At 36.1% G+C, this 20635-nt stretch carries 15 protein-coding genes; 4 read left to right on the top strand and 11 right to left on the bottom strand.

Features of this window, described 5'->3' with window-relative positions; all coding sequences use genetic code 11:
* Nucleotides 1-88 precede the first annotated feature (88 nt).
* On the bottom strand, nucleotides 89-3679 hold the full coding sequence (gene rpoB, locus LDP15_RS00670) for a DNA-directed RNA polymerase subunit beta (protein ID WP_042230576.1): 3591 nt from the start codon (nucleotides 3677-3679) through the stop codon (nucleotides 89-91).
* A 265-nt stretch (nucleotides 3680-3944) separates the two neighbouring features.
* The gene (locus tag LDP15_RS00665) at nucleotides 3945-4553 is read right to left on the bottom strand and encodes a transcriptional regulator (RefSeq protein ID WP_042230578.1); all 609 of its coding nucleotides are present in this window, start codon (nucleotides 4551-4553) and stop codon (nucleotides 3945-3947) included.
* Between the two features lie 233 nt (nucleotides 4554-4786).
* Between LDP15_RS00665 and LDP15_RS00660 the strand changes: the two genes are divergently transcribed.
* Together LDP15_RS00660 and pepO are read left to right on the top strand one after the other, a co-directional pair.
* The gene (locus LDP15_RS00660; RefSeq protein ID WP_017864929.1) at nucleotides 4787-5461 is read left to right on the top strand and encodes a helix-turn-helix transcriptional regulator; all 675 of its coding nucleotides are present in this window, start codon (nucleotides 4787-4789) and stop codon (nucleotides 5459-5461) included.
* 112 nt (nucleotides 5462-5573) lie between these two features.
* The gene (pepO, locus tag LDP15_RS00655; protein WP_225513410.1) at nucleotides 5574-7457 is read left to right on the top strand and encodes a M13-type metalloendopeptidase; all 1884 of its coding nucleotides are present in this window, start codon (nucleotides 5574-5576) and stop codon (nucleotides 7455-7457) included.
* Between the two features lie 53 nt (nucleotides 7458-7510).
* On the opposite strand, the gene LDP15_RS00650 is transcribed toward pepO, so the two are convergent.
* The gene (locus LDP15_RS00650; protein ID WP_003130332.1) at nucleotides 7511-7816 is read right to left on the bottom strand and encodes an MGMT family protein; all 306 of its coding nucleotides are present in this window, start codon (nucleotides 7814-7816) and stop codon (nucleotides 7511-7513) included.
* 68 nt (nucleotides 7817-7884) lie between these two features.
* Complete coding sequence (locus LDP15_RS00645; RefSeq protein WP_225513409.1) at nucleotides 7885-9558, bottom strand: polysaccharide biosynthesis protein; 1674 nt, start codon at nucleotides 9556-9558, stop codon at nucleotides 7885-7887.
* Between the two features lie 210 nt (nucleotides 9559-9768).
* On the opposite strand from LDP15_RS00645, the gene LDP15_RS00640 reads away from it, so the two are divergent.
* Entirely contained in the window at nucleotides 9769-11220 is a 1452-nt protein-coding gene (locus LDP15_RS00640) for a UDP-N-acetylmuramoyl-L-alanyl-D-glutamate--2,6-diaminopimelate ligase (protein WP_015426962.1), read from the top strand.
* 77 nt (nucleotides 11221-11297) lie between these two features.
* On the opposite strand, the gene LDP15_RS00635 is transcribed toward LDP15_RS00640, so the two are convergent.
* Together LDP15_RS00635 and adhP are read right to left on the bottom strand one after the other, a co-directional pair.
* Nucleotides 11298-11564, bottom strand: coding sequence for a hypothetical protein (locus LDP15_RS00635; RefSeq protein ID WP_225513408.1), 267 nt, complete (start codon nucleotides 11562-11564; stop codon nucleotides 11298-11300).
* Between the two features lie 14 nt (nucleotides 11565-11578).
* Nucleotides 11579-12601 (bottom strand): alcohol dehydrogenase AdhP, encoded by a 1023-nt coding sequence (gene adhP, locus LDP15_RS00630; RefSeq protein WP_042230580.1) that lies wholly within the window; start codon nucleotides 12599-12601, stop codon nucleotides 11579-11581.
* A 195-nt stretch (nucleotides 12602-12796) separates the two neighbouring features.
* On the opposite strand from adhP, the gene recQ reads away from it, so the two are divergent.
* Nucleotides 12797-14575, top strand: coding sequence for a DNA helicase RecQ (gene recQ, locus LDP15_RS00625; RefSeq protein ID WP_225513407.1), 1779 nt, complete (start codon nucleotides 12797-12799; stop codon nucleotides 14573-14575).
* A 35-nt stretch (nucleotides 14576-14610) separates the two neighbouring features.
* Here the strand turns inward: recQ and yjeM are convergent, their stop codons facing one another.
* The 5 genes from yjeM to pflA all read right to left on the bottom strand — a co-directional run bounded on the left by yjeM (nucleotide 14611) and on the right by pflA (nucleotide 20425).
* Nucleotides 14611-16137 carry a glutamate/gamma-aminobutyrate family transporter YjeM gene (gene yjeM, locus LDP15_RS00620; RefSeq protein ID WP_136122610.1) on the bottom strand — a complete coding sequence of 509 codons (1527 nt, stop codon included), beginning with the start codon at nucleotides 16135-16137 and terminating at the stop codon, nucleotides 14611-14613.
* Nucleotides 16138-16416: 279 nt separating this feature from the next.
* Entirely contained in the window at nucleotides 16417-17658 is a 1242-nt protein-coding gene (gene pepT / locus LDP15_RS00615; RefSeq protein WP_015426966.1) for a peptidase T, read from the bottom strand.
* 28 nt (nucleotides 17659-17686) lie between these two features.
* Nucleotides 17687-18484, bottom strand: a complete 798-nt coding sequence (locus LDP15_RS00610) for a DUF1803 domain-containing protein (protein WP_015426967.1) — start codon at nucleotides 18482-18484, stop codon at nucleotides 17687-17689.
* Nucleotides 18484-19428: a manganese-dependent inorganic pyrophosphatase gene (locus LDP15_RS00605; RefSeq protein ID WP_015426968.1), complete on the bottom strand. Its 945-nt coding sequence runs from the start codon at nucleotides 19426-19428 to the stop codon at nucleotides 18484-18486. The genes LDP15_RS00610 and LDP15_RS00605 overlap by 1 nt, the downstream gene beginning before the upstream one ends.
* Before the next feature lie 202 nt (nucleotides 19429-19630).
* Nucleotides 19631-20425, bottom strand: coding sequence for a pyruvate formate-lyase-activating protein (gene pflA, locus LDP15_RS00600; protein WP_015426969.1), 795 nt, complete (start codon nucleotides 20423-20425; stop codon nucleotides 19631-19633).
* Nucleotides 20426-20635 lie beyond the last annotated feature (210 nt).

Raw genomic sequence — 20635 nt, 5'->3', positions numbered from 1 at the left:
AATTTAACGCTAGACGATTATGAGATTAGAGATTTACTGACAGAAATTTTTGTCAGTAAATCTATCTCAAAATATTAATTACAAAATCTTATTTTTCAGTATCAGCGTTAATCAAAGCTTCTTCTTCAGCTTCTGCTTGTGCAACAATAGCTTCCTGTGCTTCAAGCATTTCAGGAGTAATTTCTGTATTATCTGGACGAGTCATTACTTCATCTTCATCCAATTCACGTAAGTCAAGAACATTACGGTCAGCATCAAGGACTTTCATATCAAGACCAAGTGATTGTAACTCTTTAACCAATACGCGGAATGATTCAGGAAGACCTGGTTTAGGAATACGTTCACCTTTAACAATAGCTTCATAAGCGCGCGTACGTCCAATCACGTCATCTGATTTGTAAGTCAAGATTTCTTGAAGAACATTGGCAGCACCATAGGCTTCAAGTGCCCAAACTTCCATTTCCCCAAAACGTTGTCCACCGAACTGCGCTTTACCACCGAGCGGTTGTTGTGTAACGAGTGAGTAAGGACCAACTGAACGAGCATGGAGTTTATCATCAACCATGTGGTGAAGTTTAATCATATACATGACACCGACTGAAATTCGGTTATCAAATGGTTCACCAGTACGTCCGTCATAAAGGACCGTTTTCGCATCATCAGCCATTCCAGCTTCTTTAACGGTATCCCAGATATCTTCATCAGATGCTCCATCAAACACTGGAGTTGCAATGTGAATTCCAAGTGTACGAGCAGCCATACCTAAATGGAGCTCCATAACTTGTCCGATATTCATACGTGATGGTACCCCAAGTGGGTTCAACATGATATCAATAGGTGTTCCATCTGGTAAGTAAGGCATATCTTCCATTGGAACGATATTTGAAACAACCCCTTTATTACCATGACGTCCGGCCATTTTATCCCCAACGTGAATCTTACGTTTTTGAGCAATGAAGACACGAACAAGTTTATTCACGCCTGATGGCAATTCATCACCATTTTCGCGTGTAAATACACGAACGTCATGAACAATACCGCCACCTCCGTGAGGAACACGAAGTGATGTATCACGAACTTCACGAGCTTTTTCACCAAAGATTGCACGAAGCAAACGTTCTTCTGGTGTTGGATCAGTTTCACCTTTAGGAGTTACTTTACCAACAAGCAAGTCACCATCTTTAACTTCAGCACCAATACGGATAATTCCTGATTCATCAAGGTTTTTGAGTGCTTCATCCCCAACGTTTGGAATTTCACGAGTAATTTCTTCAGGGCCAAGTTTTGTATCGCGTGTTTCTGATTCATATTCTTCGATGGCAATTGATGTATAAACGTCGTCTTTAATCAAACGTTCTGACATGATTACCGCATCCTCGAAGTTATAACCTTCCCAAGTCATATAGGCAACAAGTGGATTTTGACCAAGGGCCATTTCTCCATTTTCCATAGAAGGTCCATCAGCAATAATGTCCCCTTTCTCAACTTTTTCTCCAAGTCGAGCCAATGGACGTTGGTTATAAGAAGTTCCTGAGTTTGAACGACGATATTTTGTAATATTGTAAATATCAAGTTCACCAGAAGTACGACGAACACGAATTTCATTGCCATCAACATACTCAACAACACCAGCATGTTTTGCGATAAGCGCAGCACCTGAGTCACGAGCAGTTTGATGTTCCATACCAGTACCAATCCAAGGTGCATGTGGGTCAATCAATGGAACTGCTTGACGTTGCATGTTGGCACCCATGAGGGCACGGTTGGAGTCATCGTTTTCCAAGAATGGAATACATGCAGCAGCAACGGCGATAACCTGTTTAGGTGAAACATCCATATAGTCTGCTGTTGAAGCTTCAACTTCAATATTGTTACCAGTATGACGAGCCATAACTGTTTCGTTAGCAAAGCGGCTATCTTCAGTCAATGGTGAGTTGGCTTGGGCAACAGTATAGTTGTCTTCTTCATCGGCAGTCAAATATTCAACTTCGTCAGTAACAATACCATTTACACGGTCAACACGACGATATGGTGACATAATGAAACCATATTCGTTTACTTTGGCGTATGATGACAAGTTATTAATCAAACCGATGTTTGGTCCTTCAGGTGTTTCAATAGGACACATACGGCCATAGTGAGTATAGTGAACGTCACGTACTTCATATGAAGCACGGTCACGTGAGATACCACCAGGTCCTAAGGCAGAAAAACGACGTTTGTGTGAAAGCTCAGATAAAGGATTGTGTTGGTCCATAAATTGTGACAATTGTGATGAACCAAAGAATTCTTTAATTGAAGCTGTTACAGGACGAATGTTAATCAAACCTTGTGGTGTGATATTTTCATTTTCTGAAGATGACATACGTTCGCGAATAACACGTTCCATACGTGAAAGTCCGATACGCACTTGGTTTTGAAGCAATTCACCTACTGAACGGATACGACGGTTACCTAAGTGGTCAATATCGTCTACTTTACCAATTCCTTCAGCAAGACCAAGCCAGTAGCTGATATTTGAAATCACATCGGCTGGTGTCAAGACACGGCATTCTGCATCAGGATTACCATTTGAGAGTAATGTAACAACACGTTCTGGATCTTTAGGTGAATAAACTTTGATACTTTGCAAAGTAATTGGTTCTGGAATTACAGCGTCGTCAGATGGTTCAACAACAAAGTTTCCAAGACCGTTATCAAGCAATGGTTCGATTAAATCAAGCACATCACGAGTAACAAGAGTATCTGTATTAACAAGAATTTCACCAGTTTCTGGGTCAACAATCGGTTCAGCCAAAGTCAAACCAAGCAAACGATTTTTAAGCGCTAATTTCTTGTTAAATTTGTAACGTCCAACAGGTGCGAAGTCATAACGTTTTGGATCGAAGAAACGAGCAACAAGCAAGCCACGTGAGCTATCTGCTGTTTTAGGTTCTCCTGGACGCAAGCGGTCATAGATGTCTTTGAGCGCTTCTTCTACACGCGTGTCAGCTGGGTTTTTATGAACATCTTTTGCAATAGTGTCTGTTAAAAGTTGAGTTTCGCCCAACAATTCAAGGATTTCTTCATCTGAACCAAATCCAAGCGCACGAAGCATAGTTGTAAAAGTTAATTTACGTGTACGGTCAATACGAACATAACCAATGCCTTTAGCATCTGTATCTAACTCAAACCAAGCTCCACGGTTAGGAATTGTTGTATGTCCAAAACTTTCAAGACCGTTTTTATCAGCTTTAAGATGGAAGTATGAACCAGGACTACGTACCAATTGGCTAACGATCAAACGTTCTGAACCGTTATTGATAAATGTCCCCATTTCAGTCATGAGTGGGAAGTCACCAAAGAAGACTTCTTGTGTTTTTAATTCACCAGTTTCTTTATTTACAAGACGGAAGGTTACATAGATAGGTGCTGAATAGTTTGCGTCATGTGCGCGAGCTTCTTCAACAGTGTATTTTGGGGTTTTCATTTCATAACCAACAAATTCGAGTTCCATTGTACCCGCAAAGTTGTCGATTGGAAACATTTCTTTGAAGACATTTGCAAGACCTTCATCGAGGAAGTTTTTATAACTTAATGTTTGAACTTCGATGAGGTTTGGCAAACCGATTACTTCTTTAATACGTGAAAAACTGCGTCTTGTACGGTGTTTACCGTATTTTACGTCATGTCCTGCCAAGTGTTTTCTCCTCTATTTTTTAGATTTGATTAAAAAAGTCTGTGTTTTTGATGAATTTTTAATTAAAAAAACCGAAAAGTCTGTAGTTTGTCTTTTTTATAACTTTTCTGGTTTATTCAATATAAAAGACGCCAAAAAAGCAACGAAAACAGTAGTGTTTCGTTGCTTACAAAGCCTATGGGGACAATATATCCCACAGATTTTGCTGACAAACCATTATTTCTATTATACTATTTTATATGAAAATTTTCAAGCTTTTTCTAGTTTAACGGTCTATTTTTTCAATGATGCTTTTAAATGCTTCTAATTCTGAACGAGATAATGATTGAACTAAAGAAACAAAGGTTTCATTTCGTCTTTGCCCTTCCAGTTCTGCCAGCATGATATAAGACATTTGATTCCCTATAAATGTTGATAAAAAATCTACCAATATTCTCTTTTCTTCTTCCAGAGGAGAATCTGTCAGTAGAAAAAGGGTTCCCAATCTCAAATGATTTCCTTCTATAGGTAGAAAGCTGAGAAATTTATTTGGAAATTTGCTCGAAATTTCTTTCACTGGTTCTAAAATTGATTGGGCCATTGGTAGGCTTGCGCTCATTTCGTAGTGATTTAATAGTTGACTAGAGATATCTTTTGATATTTTTTGATAGATAAAAAAATTTTGGAGGCTTATATCATCCTGATAAGAATTATCAGAATCAGTAAAACCATAACCTAAACAATTTCGTTTGGTATCTATGATAAAAAGGCTAGACTCTAAAACTTTGGCACTTTTCTCTACCACCTCTTGATAAGCTAGTGGTTTTCCAAGGTCAATAAATGATCTTTTCAAAATAATATTTATGTCTTGGATTTTGTCATAAATTTCTTTCAATTTTTCCCTTTCTCTTCTCAAAAAGCATATTGAGTATTCCTATGATTACTTTTATAATACCACACAACGTTATAGATGTCAATTTTGTTAAAGAATTTGCAACAATTAATTTTTTAACTTAAATATTGCTATTTTTTTAAGTTTTAGGTATTTTATATCTAATAACTATATGATATAATGTATTTGTTACAAATATTAAAAATATTTATTCAATACATGTTGAGGTGATTTTAATGTTCTATGACCGTCTAAAAACTTTAGTTATTGATTCTCAGAAATCTTTCAACCAGGTCGAAAGAGAGTTGAGATATCCCAGAAACGCCCTTGCTAATTATCGCTTGGGAAAAGAACCTTCTGCCAAAAGATTGACAGAAATTGCTGATTATTTTAATGTCACAACTGAATACCTTCTTGGTAAAGATGACAAGTACAGTTATAATAAGGCAAAGCTTTTGTTTGAATATCTTACATTAGATAATAAACAAAACTTGCTAAATTATATTCAAAATCGAATTGATGAGCTTGAGCTTCTTGAAAGAGAACCCATTTCTTTGAGTACTGAACAATTTGTATTTTGTGGTGATAATACTTGGGCGCTACAAGAAAGCCGCAAAACAATCAAACTCCTCACAAAGCAACTTCCTGATGATTACGATGCAGTTTTTGAACTCGTTGGGGGTCCTTTAGATGCGGAAGCTCCTGGTAATGGAGATTTACTTTTTGTAAAATTTACTGACGCAAATTTTGCAGAGCTGATCCATAATTTCTTGTTGCAACATGACCATTTTGCCAAGCTTTCAGTAAAAGATGAAAAGCTTACTTGTCTAAGCCGTGATGCTGGAAGCCTTGCCGAAGTCCCTGAACTTTTTGGCAAAATTGCTAAAATTTATCGTTTCAGAACTATTTAATTACGAGTTTACATTAATTTTCAAATTGCTGTTAAAAAGTGCTGATGGAATTCGTCAGCGCTTTTTTGTAAGTGTGATATAATATAAAAAATATCCATAATAGGAGGTCGATATGACAAGGATTCAAGATGATTTATTCGCTACTGTTAATGCTGAATGGTTAGAAAATGCAGAAATTCCTGCTGACAAACCAAGAATTTCAGCTTTTGATGAATTAGTACTAAAAAATGAGAAAAATTTGGCTAAAGATTTAGCTGAGTTATCACAAAACCTACCTACTGATAATCCAGAATTGCTTGAAGCAATCAAATTTTATAATAAAGCAGGAGATTGGCAAGCAAGAGAAAAAGCGGATTTTTCTGCCGTAAAAAATGAACTTGCTAAAGTTGAAACTTTAAATACTTTTGAAGATTTTAAAAATAATTTGACTCAACTCGTTTTCCATTCACAGGCTCCTCTTCCATTTTCTTTTAGTGTTGAACCTGATATGAAAGATGCTATTCACTATTCCCTTGGATTCTCAGGCCCGGGCTTGATTTTACCTGATACCACTTATTATAATGATGAACACCCTAGAAAAAAAGAATTACTTGATTTTTGGGCTAAAAATACAAGCGAAATTTTAAAGACATTTGATGTTGAAAATGCAGAAGAGATTGCAAAGTCTGCCCTTAAATTCGATGCTCTTTTAGTTCCGTCAGCAAATACTTCTGAAGAGTGGGCAAAATATGCTGAACTTTATCATCCAATTTCTACTGACAGCTTTGTCAGTAAAGTTCAAAACCTGGATTTAAAATCTTTAATTAAAGATTTAGTAAAAACTGAACCTGATAAAGTCATTGTTTATGAAGACCGTTTTTACGAATCATTTGATTCACTTATCAATGAAGAAAATTGGTCACTCATTAAAGCTTGGATGCTGACAAAAATTGCACGTGGCGCTACTTCTTTCTTCAATGAAGACCTTAGAATTCTTGGTGGAGCTTACGGACGTTTCCTTTCAAATGTTCAAGAAGCAAGAAGTCAAGAAAAACATCAACTTGATTTGACTGAGTCTTATTTTAGCCAAGTGATTGGTTTATTCTATGGTAAAAAATATTTTGGTGAAGCTGCTAAGGCCGATGTCAAACGGATGGTCACTGCGATGATTAAAGTTTACCAAGCGCGTTTGTCTAAAAATGAGTGGCTTAGTCAAGAAACAGCTGAAAAAGCCATTGAAAAATTGGATGCTATTACTCCTTTCATTGGTTTCCCAGATAAATTGCCTGAAATTTATAGTCGTTTAAAAACAACTTCTGGCTCTCTCTATGAAGATGCCCTTAAATTCGATGAAATTTTGACTGCTCGAACTTTTGAAAAATTCTCAGAAGATGTTGATAAAACAAGCTGGCATATGCCTGCTCATATGGTCAATGCTTATTATAGTCCTGATAGTAATACAATTGTTTTTCCAGCAGCAATTTTGCAAGCTCCTTTTTACTCTCTTGAACAATCTTCATCACAAAATTACGGTGGAATTGGCGCTGTCATTGCTCATGAAATTTCTCATGCTTTTGATAACAACGGTGCCCAATTCGATAAAGAAGGAAATTTGAACAAATGGTGGTTAGATGAAGATTATGAAGCTTTTGAAGAAAAGCAAAAAGAAATGATTGCACTCTTTGACGGCGTAGAAACCGAAGCTGGTCCAGCAAACGGAAAACTCATTGTGTCAGAAAATATTGCTGACCAAGGAGGAATTACAGCGGCACTGACAGCAGCTAAAGATGAGAAAGACGTTGATTTGAAGGCTTTCTTTAGTCAGTGGGCTAAGATTTGGCGCATGAAAGCAAGTAAAGAATTCCAACAAATGCTTTTGTCAATGGATGTTCATGCACCCGCTAAACTTCGTGCCAATATTCCACCAACAAATCTCGAAGAATTTTACGAAACTTTTGATGTTAAAGAAACAGATAAGATGTATCGTGCACCAGAAAATCGTCTTAAAATTTGGTAATAGTTAATTGAATACAAAAAGTACTTCTAAAATATAGAAGTACTTTTTATTTATTAGAGCAGTTCATCTTCAATAATTATTTTTCCTTGAGCTGTAAAAGAAATTCCCTCTTTTTTTAGAAGTTCCATTTGCTCACTTTTAGCAGGCTCTGGCAATCCAATTGTTCTGTCAGAACGCACTACACGCCACCATGGCAGTTCATATTTTTTAGACATCGAATGCAAAATTCTAGAAACCTGCCGTGCACCATTTGGCAATCCAGCTAAAGCTCCCACATCTCGATAACTCATGACCTGCCCCTCTTTTAAATTTAGAATAACTTCTAAAATCTTTTTTGTATTTTCGGTAATTTCTGCCATTTCTTATCCTTTTTAACTCTTATTAATAAGTCTGTCAGTAACTTTTTTACTGACAGACTTATTTTTTATTAGATATGTAATTTTCGACGAAGTGACAAACCTCTTGGACCAAACCATTTTTCTAGAAGTCCGAGTTTGGCAGCAAACCAGAGATAAGTATAAAATCCTGCCCCACCGGCAATGGCAGCAATAAATACTGAGGCAATTCGACCTGGGTTCTTACCGAAAATAAAACCTAAAATGATTTCAACAATAATAACCACAATAGCCATAAATCCTGTCAGTAAAGTTGCCCCTTGAATTCCGCGAACTGTATTCTTAATTGAAAAATGAGTTAACTCATGTAGTTTTCTAATGAATAAGAAAACACCAACTAAGAATGAAACAGTGGTCGCAAGTAAAGGTCCATAAGTATGGAAAATAAGTATCATTGGAACTTGCAAAACTAATTTAATGACAAGAGTCAAGGTAAAGATTCGCATTGCCAAACGTTTATGGTCCATTACTGTCAGTGGAGGATAGACAATCATATAAAGTCCTAACAAGAAAGTTTGTAAAATAGCAAAGACAAACAAACTACTTTGTAATCCAGAAGGAATTTGGTAGAAGATTGTATAAATCGGTTTAGTCAACAATGACATTCCAATCACGGCAGGAAGCATAAAACCAACGTATAATTGGAAATTATAACCCACTAACGTTGCAAGTTCACGCCGATTCCCTTGAACATAATGCTCTGTAATCAGAGGGTCTGAAACAGAACCAAGCGTCAATGCGACACCCAACAAGACCATCGTTAATTTATCAGTATTTGCTGAGAAATAACTCATCAGAACAAGCAATTCATTATGACTATAGTTTGTTACCCAAGGCATCATATTCATAAAGGTTGAGTTATCAATAATTTTAAAAATTTGAATAGCTGAACCAATGATAATAAATGGGATAGCTGTGTGTAATGTTGATCTAAAAATCTCTAAAGCATTAATTTTAGATTTTACAGGACCAGGATTGATTAATTTATTAAGATTTCCTGATTTCTGTAAGTAATAGAATAATACAGCATAGGAACCTAACATCCCAATAAAGGCAGCCAAAGTAGATTGTGTCACGGCATTTTGCCAATTGTGCGAACCTAACTTCATGATAGCAAAGGTTGCCGCTAGCATCCAAATGACCCGAACAATTTGTTCCAAAAGCTGACTCATAGCATAAGCTTTCACTTGATTCAAGCCTTGAAAATATCCTCGAATAACTGACATCGAAGGGAAAATCAAGACAGCCAATGCTAAACTTTTCATGACTGGAATTAAATCTGCGCTATCCTTACCGCCAACAAGGGTTGAGAGTGGACCTGCAAGAAAGAACATGAGCCCAGACGCAACAATTCCAAGAACCAGCATCACTCCGAGCATTTGCCGAACGAGCCGGTAAGCCATGTTAGGGTCATCTAATGTATTATAGCGAGCCACTTCACGCGCAATTGCCGCCGGAATCCCCACTGTTGAAATCAATAGGAAAAGAGCATAGATATTATAACCCATACTAAAGAGGGAGTTGGCCTCATTACCAAAACGCCCCATCCAAGCATACCAAGGAATAATATAAATTACACCTAGTATTTTCCCAATCATGTCCGCACCAGTCCGCCAAGCAGCACCAGAGAGCATCTGATCTTTTGATTTTGCAGCCGTTTTTGGTGACTGCTGATCTGTATTCATTATTTTTTCTGAATCTTCCATTGTTCCATTTTACCCTAAGTTCTGTATTTTGACAATAAAAGAATGGTTTTAGATCATTAATTCACGATGTCATCTATTACCATCTATAAACAAATGGGACATGCACCAGCTCTTGGCTTGTGCTATAATATAGGGTAATGGGATTTTTTCCCTTAGTTTCCTTGTTTTAGAAAGGTATCGCGAATTTAGCGATAAATAGGCATTCCTCACATGATTAGGCTTGAACAAGTTATAGAAATACTAAAAAAAGATAATAATTTCCGTGAGATTTCTTCTGCTGGCGAATATTATTTCAACTGGCCAAAGGAAGTAAACTTTGACCAACTCTCTTATGATTCACGAAAATCAACAGAAAATACCCTTTTCTTTGCCAAGGGTTTGAATTTTAAAAAAGAATATTTAACAGACTTAGAAGCTGCTTTTTATGTTTCAGAATTTGATTATGAAGTAGCTCTCCCAGCAATTATTGTCACTGATGTTAAACGAGCAATGGCTTTAATAGCTGCAAGCTTTTATGATTTTCCACAAAATAAACTCAAAACCTTAGCTTTGACTGGTACAAAAGGAAAAACCACTTCTGCTTATTTTGCTAAAGCAATACTTGACAAAATGAACGGTGGCAAAACTGCACTTTTATCTACTGCCCAAACAACTTTGGATGGAAAAAATTATTTTAAATCAGAATTGACAACTCCTGAAAGTCTTGATTTACTAGAAATGATGGCAAAAGCTCTGACAAATGGAATGACACATTTGGTCATGGAAGTTTCAAGCCAAGCTTACAAAACAGAACGGGTTTACGGTTTAACATTTGATGTTGGGGTTTTCTTAAACATTTCTCCTGACCACATTGGCCCAGTTGAACATCCAACGCTTGAAGATTATTTTTACTGCAAACGTCAACTTCTCAAAAATTCACGTTATTTTGTTGCTAATTCCGAAATGAATCACTTTGCCATCATTAAAGAGGAACTTAAGGAACGTAAAATTCCACATGCTTTCTATGGTGCTGATTCTGAAAATAAAATTATTGAATCAAAAGGACTTCATTTTGTTACTGACGGTTCTGTCAGTGGAGCATTTGACATTCGCTTATTAGGACACTTCAACCAAGAAAATGCCTTAGCTACAGCATTAGCAACTAAAGCTTTAGGCGCTTCATTAGAAAATATCCATGACGGTTTAGCTCTTGCTGTTGTTCCAGGACGCATGGAACTTCTTACTGCCAAAAATGGTGCTCACATCTATATTGATTATGCTCACAACGGTCTATCGTTAGAAAATCTTGTTGAAGTTGTTGAAGAACACCATGCTGGTCAGCTTGTTCTAGTCCTTGGTTCAACCGGAAATAAAGGCGAAAGTCGCCGGAAAGATTTCGGACAAGTGATTGAAAAACATCCGCGACTTGATGTCATTTTAACTACTGATGATTCAAATCGAGAAGACCCTAAAATAATTGCTGACGAGATTGCTTCTTTTGTCAGTCGCACACTTGATTTTGAACTTGACCGTGAATTGGCAATAAAAAAAGCTGTCAGTAAAACTAAAAGTACTGACGATGCTGTGATTATCGCCGGAAAAGGAACTGATATGTTCCAATTAAAAGACGGAAAACGTCAACCTTATATTGGAGATACAGCTGCTGCTCAAAAATATCTCTAATTTACTGACAAAAATTCTGTCAGTAAATTAACATAAAAAAACGACTCAATGGGAGTCGTTTTTTCTTTTTCTTCTGACTAGGCAAAAGAATTAACAACAGCAAGAATTCTTTGTAATTCCGCATGAGTTTCATAACTTACAGTATCAGAATAAAGTAATGCTGAAAGATTCCGTGAAGAATAGCCAGCTTTTTCACTTACCTCATCAATATGCAAATTTTTTTCTTTCATTTTGTACAAAATAGCTTCTTTAAAATTGTTTGTAATTTCTTCTTGTTGAAATTGCGAAAGATTGTTAAATTCATCACTTGAATAATTGACCAAATTTTTTGAATTTATCTGCATCGCCTCTTTTATATTTATTTAGTAAAATCAATGACCATTCGGCCTTCAATTTTTCCTGCCTTCATTTCATCAATAATATCATTGATTTCTTCCAGTTTGCGTGTCGCAACAATTGGTTTTACCTTACCTTCTGCTCCAAATTGAAATGCTTCTGCCAAGTCAAGTCTTGTTCCGACAAGTGAACCTGCAACCTCCACTCCGTCAAAAACAACTGTTGGAACTGATAAACTCATCTCAGTATTGGGAAGTGCCACAGCAACCATTTTGCCCATAGGTTTCAAAGAAGCAACCGCTTGTTCAAAAGCAATCCTTGCAACAGCACAAACTATTGCACTTTGCACCCCTAAGCCGCCAGTTATTTTTTTAATTTCATCAACTGGATTTACATCACCAGAATTGATAATCACATCAGCTCCAATTTTTTTAGCTAAATTTAATTTATCTTGATTAATATCAACAGCAATTACTTTTGCTCCAAAAACATTTTTAGCATATTGAATTGCTAAATTTCCAAGTCCTCCAGCACCAAAAATTACTTGCCAATCACCAGGTTTTACTCCTGATATTTTGATTGCTTTGTAAGTTGTTACTCCAGCACAAGTAATTGAGCTAGCTTCAATTGGGTCAAGTCCGTCAGGTACTTTGACAGCATAATCGGCAACAACAATCGCTTCTTCAGCCATTCCGCCATCAACTGAATATCCTGCATTTTTAACTTCTCGACAAAAAGTTTCATTACCAGATACACAGTATTCACAGTGACCACATCCTTCAAAGAACCAAGCCACTGAAACCCGATCACCAACTTGAAGCGAGCTTACATCAGCTCCAATTTCTTTGACAATTCCAATTCCTTCATGACCAAGAACAGTCCCTGCTTTGTTGCCATAATCACCTGCTGCAACGTGCAAATCGGTATGACAGACCCCACAATACTCCATGTCAAGCAAAGCTTCATTAGGTTTGATTGCTCGAAGTTCCTTTTCAACAAGGTCCGCATAACCATCTGGATTGTGTCTTACTACTGCTGCTTTCATAAGAAAGTCTCCTCTATATATAAAATTTTGTAAACGCATTCTTTTGTTTTATTATATCACTTTTCACTTCATTTTGTATCATTTAAAGTAACAAAAACATCTTAGTTCTTTTAATGTAATCTTTGAACCATTCGTTATCAATTTTTATGAGTCATTTGTGATTTTTCTTCTTCTTTTACGTATAATATAGTAAGAATGAATTTAGAAGCTAAATTAAAAGAAATTTTTGGTTATGACAATTTCCGAAATGGTCAGAAACAAATTATTGAACAAGTCCTAGATGGACAAGCCACTCTTGGTATTTTACCCACAGGAGCTGGAAAATCAATCTGCTATCAGTTACCAGCTCTTATTCAACCAGGGCTTACTCTCGTAATCTCCCCACTTATTAGCTTGATGAAAGATCAAGTCGACCAGCTGAATATTGCCGGAATTCCAGCAACATTTATTAACTCTACCTTAGAGGATTCCGAATCTTATCAAAGAATGCGACAGGTTGAAAATGGCGAAATCAAGCTTCTTTTTGTAGCACCAGAGCGTTTTTCATTAGACTATTTCAATGTCTTTTTACAAAAACTTCCAATTGATTTAGTTGCCATAGACGAAGCACACTGCATTTCACAATGGGGGCACGATTTCAGACCCAGTTATGTCGATTTTGCCTCTCATCTCCAATATTTACCAACAAATCCTACCGTCTTAGCCCTTACGGCCACTGCGACACCAAAAGTTGCAGATGATATTCAAAAACTTCTTTCAATTTCCTCCAGTCATACTATTAAAACCGGTTTTCTTAGAGAAAACTTACGTTTTGAAGTAGTCAAAGGGATGGATAAGAGAACTTTTCTTAAAAATTATCTTAAAAATCAAGAAAGTGAGGCTGCTGGAATTATCTATGCCAGCACTCGTAAAGAAGTTGAAGAAATTTGTGAATGGCTCAACCATAATCATTTCAAAGCCGTTCGTTACCATGCTGGACTGAGTGAACAGGAACGTCAAATGAATCAAGAACTTTTTCTCTTTGACGAAGTGCCAATAATGGTTGCCACTAATGCTTTTGGCATGGGAATCAATAAACCAAATGTTCGATTTGTGATTCATTATGCCCTTCCCGCAACAATTGAAAGTTATTATCAAGAAGCTGGACGAGCAGGACGGGATGGGCTTGAATCTGATGCTATCCTCCTTTTTTCACCAAATGATTTACGAATTCGTAATTTCTTGATTGAGCAAAGTGAAGGTGATGAAGCGCACAAGGAACATGAATACGAAAAGCTTCGACAAATGCAAGCATACACAAGTGCCGAAACCTGTTTACAACGCTATATCTTGCAATATTTTGGTGATGAAGGTGAAGATTGTAAAAAATGTAGTAATTGTCTTGATGAAAGAGAACTTCTCGATATTACAATTGATGCTCAAAAAGTTCTATCTTGTGTCGTCCGAATGGGTGAACGTTTTGGTAAGACGGCCGTAGCACAAGTTTTGATTGGTTCTAAAAATAAAAATATTGCAAAATGGAATTTTGAATCTCTATCGACTTTTGGAATTATGAAAAACCATTCCCAAAAGACCGTAGGTGAATTAATCGATTTTCTATCTGCTGAAGGTTATTTAAACATTACATCAGGTAAATTCCCACTTCTCCTTCTTTCAGCCCAAGGATTAAAAGTCCTCAAAGGACAAATCAAAGTTTATCGCAAAGCTAGCTTAATTATTGAATCGAAAACAAAAATTTCTCATCATTTTGATGAAGAATGTTTTGCAAGTATTCGTGCACTTCGACTTGAACTAGCCAAGGAAGAAGGCGTCCCTCCTTTCATGATTTTTTCTGATAGTGCCCTTAAAGAAATGGCTCAAGTTCTGCCAGATAGCCCAAGTCAATTTTTACAAATTTCTGGTGTCGGACCTGTTAAACTCGAAAAATATGGAAGGCTTTTTATCGACAAAATATCTGAATATAAAAAAAGCTGAGCAAACTCAGCTTTTATTTTTTTAAAATAATTTTATTACAAGTTATTTTTCTTTCTATAGTTGCGCATCATGAAGTAGGCAATTACACCAAAGATAAGTGGCCCACCAATCATTGAAATAAATGATGTCAACATTTCAGATAATGCTTTACCAGTTTGGTCAACAGCTGGTAATTGAACATAATTCACAATTGGTTGAATAATTGTGAAGAAGTTAGCCCCACCAACAACAACCAAGACCAAAATTGTCAAGAAATTCACAACAAAATTTGATTTAAAGAATTCAATTGGTTTAACAATATTTTTATTCTTCTTGAAGTACCAGAAAGCAATAACGATGAAGAGATAAGGCAAAGTCATAGAAACATTAGCCATATAAGTCAAAATGAGGAAGAATTGACTTGCTCCACCTTGTGAAGTCAAGAAATTCAAAACAATAATTAAGGTAACAATTGCAAATTGAATCCACATTGCAAATTTTGGCATTCCTTCTTCATCAAGTTTTCCTAATTTACCAGGCCAAAGTTTTTCTGGTGTACCAGTAATCAACTGTTTGATTGGACTATAAGTCAAGGTAAAGAAGGCACCCATGTAAGCAAGAAGCATAGAAAGACCGATATAACGGGCGAAAATACCACCAAGCATATCTGCTCCAGGAGTAGAAAGTCCAAGTGCATGACCAACTGCTTCACCAAGGTTTTGCAAAAGCATGTAAGGAACAGTCCCAAGGTTCATTGATCCATCTTTAATGGCTGGAATCCATTGTGAATAATCAACGAAGAAACCAACACTAAGAATAGCAACAGCATAACCCACAGCAATAATAAGCGCTGATGTGATGATTCCTCGTGGGAAGTTTTTCTCAGGCTCGTGAGTTTGGTCAACTAAACCAGCGATTGATTCAACTCCACCATAAGCGAAGACAGCAAATACAAGAAAGGCAATAAAGGCAACAATACTACCATCAAAAGTTGGATTAGGAGATGAAGTAAAAGCAGCAAGATTAATTGGTGTTGCTGGATGACCATTAACAATAAGTACAAGAACAGCACCAAGAATTAAAATAACATTGAGTGAAAGAACGGCAACCCCCGCAATAGAGGTGAATTTTTTAATTGTTTCCACACCTTTTGAGACCATAAAGGTAATCAATGCCATCCAAACTACAGCTGCAATTGAAATCCAAAGTAATGAAGGGGTGTGTGTTGAGTTACCAAAAATCAAATTGACCATTGGAATCAAAATTTTATTGGCAACACTTACCATCCAGATAACATAAGAAGCATACCACATGAATGTTCCAACGAAGGCGAAGGTGGGGTTAACCGCCTCACTCATCCATGAATAAATTCCTCCTTTTTCATCTTTAAATGCTGAACCCATTTCCGTTACCATAAAGGCAAAAGGGAGGAAAAAGAGCAGGGCTCCAATAATATACCAAGGAATGGCGCCGTAGCCCATTTGGTAGAAAGCGACAGGGATATTCCCAAAACCAAAGACTGTCGTAAATATCATCAACGAGAGTCCTACGAGTGAGAGTTTACCTTTTGTGTTTTGTGACATAATCTTTCCTTTTACATTAATTGACTTATAATCAGTCAATTTTATTTTTAAAGTCTTGAATAATAGCTCAATTTTACTAACAAAGTTGTCAGTAAAATATTTAGAAACAGAATAATATTTTATACAGTAGCAGAAAGTTATCGAAAAGTAGCAATTAGTCTGAAAATTATAAGATAAGCGCAAAGCAAGCCGCTCATGAAGATTTTTAATCAAAAACCTTCTTGGGCGACTTGTTCTTTTATTATCGAGCTTAAAAACTAATTACTCTCTCTTTTTCTTTTATTTTACTACTTCATTGTTCAAACGAATGATTTCAAGCAAAGTATCTACTGCTTTTTCCATTGTTTGTACAGAAACAAATTCAAAACGTCCGTGCATGTTTTCACCACCTGCAAAAAGGTTTGGTGTTGGAAGTCCCATAAATGAAATTTTAGACCCATCAGTTCCACCACGAATTGGTTCAATAATTGGGACAATATCAAGATTTTCCATTGCTTTTTTAGCAATATCAATAATTGACATATCTTTTTCAATGATTTGAGCCATGTTGTAGTATTGGTCTTTAATAACTGGTTTCACACGGTTTTGACCAAGTTCAGCATTCATTTTATCTGCAATCTCTTGCATCAAAGCTTTACGTTCGTTGAATTTACCTTCTTCATGATCACGAATGATATATTGAGCTCTTGCTTCTTCTGGTGTACCATCAAGTTTCAAAAGATGGAAGAAACCTTCACGGCCTTCAGTTTTTTCAGGACGGTCAAATTCTGGAAGTGAATTGTGGTAGTCAATTGCTAATTGTAATGCATTAACCATTGTATTTTTTGCTGTCCCTGGGTGAACATTTTTACCTTGGAACTCAATCACTGCACCAGCTGCTGAGAAAGTTTCATATTGAAGTTCTCCAAGTGGTCCACCATCTACAGTGTAAGCAAAGTCAACATCAAAGTCAGCTACGTCAAATTTATCAGCACCTACACCAATTTCTTCATCAGGACCAAATCCAACACGAATTTCACCGTGTTCAAAATCAGGATTAATATTCAAAAGATAGTCAGCCAAAGTCATGATTTCAGCTACACCAGATTTATCATCTGAACCAAGCAAAGTTGTTCCATCAGTATGAACTAAAGTTTGCCCTTTGTAGTTTTTAAGATTTGGGAAATCTTTTGGATCAAGTGTAAACTCAGTATCACCAAGTTTAATCACAGATTCACCATCATAATTTTCCAAAATTTGTGGGTTAACACCCTCTGCGTTGAAATCAGCGGTATCCAAGTGAGCTAAAAGTCCAATTTTGCGCACTTTTTTATCTGTATTTGCAGGAATTGTACCGATAACATAACCATTTGATTCAAGATAATGAACATCTTTGAGACCAAGGGCTTTCATATCTTCACCCATTTTGTGGGCAAATTCTACGAGCGCTTGAGTTGAAGGTGTTGTTGTGCTGTTTTCATCTGAACGTGTATTTACTTTAACATATTCAAGAAAACGTGGTAACAGTTTTTCGTACTTCATTTGTTCTCCTTAAATTTATTCTAATAGCCTATTTGTCTCCAAGTGAGATGAATGGCTCAATAGCTGTGGTTTGTTGAATTTGAGCAATAATGAAAGATTTAGCATCAGCATATTTCTGCTCTGGAATCACTTGTTCTGAAAATTTCAAAAGACATTTGTATTCTTTTTCCGAAATTTTTTCAATATAGTTATATTTCTCCAGCACATTGACAAAAATATCCGACTTAGATTTGACAACTTCTTTACGCATAAATTTCAAAAGAAAAGTAGTCATATACTTAAGCGCATATTCTGGGTCAACATCGCCAATCATTTGATAAACCTCTGTTTCAAGCGGAGTTAAAGGTAAATTTTTGGCCACTTTATCAAAATAATTGGCAAGTGATTGTGGAATTTCAGTATTCTGTGGATATTCTTTGTAAGAAAAAGATGTCATGAAATTCAAGATAACTTGATTCGTTTGATTAGTCAAAGATTGATAAAGCATACTTTGGGATAATAACTTTTCAATCCGTGACTCCTTTTCAATAAAAATTGGAGCTTCGTAGATGTTTTTCTGTGGTTCAGCAATTTTATCTTTTAAAGTTTCCCAATCAAACTCACTGTCATTAAAAACATGAAAGCCCAGCGAATAACGTTTATCAGAACGTAAGATTAACCCAGCAGTAATAAATGAGTCAATTTGCCGGTCAATATTTTTTACGTCAGCAAAATCTTTATGAATCTGTCTGAGCATGACTTCATCATGTTGTGCTAAATATTCTATCAAATCTTTAAAAAAGGGCTGACTTGTCAGCCGATTTTCATTATAGATTTTAATAGTCATTATTTATTGAAGCTTTCAGTCAATTGTGGAACAACTTGTTTTTTACGTGAAACAGCACCAGCAAGGAAGGCGTGGTCATCTGCAAGTGTAAAGTTGAAAGCTGCTTCTGATTTTTCTGGATGTGTACCCAAAGCAATGATTTCAGAGTTTGAGTTAACAATGTCAGTAATCATAAAGACAAAGTCATCGTATCCATTTGCTGTCATTGAAGCATTAATAGCTGCTTTAATATCTGAAAGACGTTCTAAAACTTCTGGAATATCAACTGTATTAACTTGTGCAATACGAACATTTGAACCATTCAATTCAAAAGTTTTTGCATCAATATCAATCAATTCTTCTGCTGTTTTAGTTGATAAATTTGTTCCAGCTTTGAGCATTGCAAGTCCATATTCTTCAAGGTTAACACCAGCAATTTCAGCAAGTTCTTTAGCAACTTTATGGTCTGTTACATGAGTCGTTGGTGATTTCAAAAGCAAAGTATCTGAAATCAAACCTGAAAGTAAAAGTCCAGCAACTTCTCTAGGGATCTCAACATTTGCTTCAAGGAATTTACGGTAAACAATTGATGACGCAGAACCAACAGGTTCAACAGTCATAAACAAAGGAGCTGCTGTATTAAAGTTAGCCACTCGGTGATGGTCAACTACACCATAAATTGTTAAGTCTTCAATATCAGAGATTGATTGTTGGAACTCATTGTGGTCAGTCAAAATTACTGTATCCACACCCTCTTCTTTTGCTGATTTTACTACACGTGGAGCTTTCACGCCAAAGTAATCCAATACGAATTGTGTTTCTTCATTTGGATTTCCAAGGGCAACTACTTCAGTGTTAAGGGCACCATTTGGACGGTGGTTGCTCAAATATGAAAATCCATATGATGAGCCGATAGCGTCAGTATCAGGTTTTTGATGACCAAAAACAAGTATTTTATCAGACATTTTTTTACCTCATTTTAAAAATTTTAATTTCCCACTTAAACTTCTAGTTTTAACTAAAAATTATTTGGGTTATCATCCCTTAAATTATACCAAAAAATGGCTGATTAAGCACATTTTCATTTTCATTTAGGACTGATTTTATTCGATTGTTCGTTTTGTAACAAAAAATGAATCTGAATAACTTCAAATTCATTTTTATTTTTTATCTTATACGTTCTAAGTAATCTTGATAAGATTCTGTATTCATGATTTCTTTAGCATTATGAACACGATCTTTTGTTGGAGGTTTCACACCTTCAAGCGGATATTTCCAACCTAATTCACGCCATTTAAATTCACCCATTGTATGGTAAGGTAAAATTTCAAATTTCAAGACATTTTTTAAAGTTTTTACAAATTCACCTAATTGAACTAAATCTTCATCAAAATCACTTTCACCAGGAACAAGAACGTGACGAACCCACATTGCATTACCACGGTCTGATAAATACTGTGCAAAAGCTAAAATATTATCGTTTTTATTAGCTGTCAATTCTTTGTGTCGTTCTGGATTTATTTCTTTAATGTCTAATAATACTAAGTCGGTATAATCTAGTAACTCATCAATTTTTCCGGTTACATATTTATCAGTCAAATATGGTTGAGCCGCTGTATCAAGTGTTGTATGAATACCGAGAGATTTTGCATATTTGAAAAGAGCTAATACAAAGTCAATTTGAAGGAGCGCCTCACCACCAGAAACGGTAATTCCACCTTTCTCTCCCCAAAAACCTCTAAAACGAAGTGCCTCATCCATGACATCTTCTACGGTACGCTCTGTCGCTTTATCTGACTTTAATGCCCAAGTATCAGGGTTGTGACAATACTTGCAACGCATCCGACAGCCTTGCACGAAAATAATAAAACGGACTCCAGGGCCATCAACAGAACCAAAAGATTCAGTTGAATGAATCAGTCCAGTAACTTTTTTAAGTTCATCTATATTCTCTGACATCATCTTCTCCAATTCAAAACACTATTTCACACCCCTATCATACCGCAATTCATTGATTTTATCAAATCAAATTCTGTCAGTAAAAGTTAATGACAAGGGCTCTGTCAGTAAAAAGTTTTAGTAAATTATTTCTTGTCAGCCCCTAAATGTAAGGGCTTATCTAAATAATTATCAGTTTTATTCTATAAAAAAACTGACAGAATTTCTGTCAGT

The sequence above is a fragment of the Lactococcus sp. SK2-659 genome (genome assembly GCF_020218185.2).
Lineage (GTDB): Bacteria > Bacillota > Bacilli > Lactobacillales > Streptococcaceae > Lactococcus > Lactococcus lactis.
Note: the sequence above shows the minus strand (reverse complement) of the source record. Positions and strands in the feature narration are given on the sequence as shown.

Coding starts and splice junctions, on each gene's coding strand:
- LDP15_RS00640 (WP_015426962.1), top strand. CDS start 9,769: ATGATTAGGCTTGAACAAGTTATAGAAATACTAAAAAAAGATAATAAT.
- LDP15_RS00635 (WP_225513408.1), bottom strand. CDS start 11,564: ATGCAGATAAATTCAAAAAATTTGGTCAATTATTCAAGTGATGAATTT.
- pflA (WP_015426969.1), bottom strand. CDS start 20,425: ATGATGTCAGAGAATATAGATGAACTTAAAAAAGTTACTGGACTGATT.
- pepO (WP_225513410.1), top strand. CDS start 5,574: ATGACAAGGATTCAAGATGATTTATTCGCTACTGTTAATGCTGAATGG.
- pepT (WP_015426966.1), bottom strand. CDS start 17,658: ATGAAGTACGAAAAACTGTTACCACGTTTTCTTGAATATGTTAAAGTA.
- LDP15_RS00660 (WP_017864929.1), top strand. CDS start 4,787: ATGTTCTATGACCGTCTAAAAACTTTAGTTATTGATTCTCAGAAATCT.
- LDP15_RS00645 (WP_225513409.1), bottom strand. CDS start 9,558: ATGGAAGATTCAGAAAAAATAATGAATACAGATCAGCAGTCACCAAAA.
- yjeM (WP_136122610.1), bottom strand. CDS start 16,137: ATGTCACAAAACACAAAAGGTAAACTCTCACTCGTAGGACTCTCGTTG.
- LDP15_RS00610 (WP_015426967.1), bottom strand. CDS start 18,484: ATGACTATTAAAATCTATAATGAAAATCGGCTGACAAGTCAGCCCTTT.
- LDP15_RS00650 (WP_003130332.1), bottom strand. CDS start 7,816: ATGGCAGAAATTACCGAAAATACAAAAAAGATTTTAGAAGTTATTCTA.
- adhP (WP_042230580.1), bottom strand. CDS start 12,601: ATGAAAGCAGCAGTAGTAAGACACAATCCAGATGGTTATGCGGACCTT.
- LDP15_RS00605 (WP_015426968.1), bottom strand. CDS start 19,428: ATGTCTGATAAAATACTTGTTTTTGGTCATCAAAAACCTGATACTGAC.
- recQ (WP_225513407.1), top strand. CDS start 12,797: ATGAATTTAGAAGCTAAATTAAAAGAAATTTTTGGTTATGACAATTTC.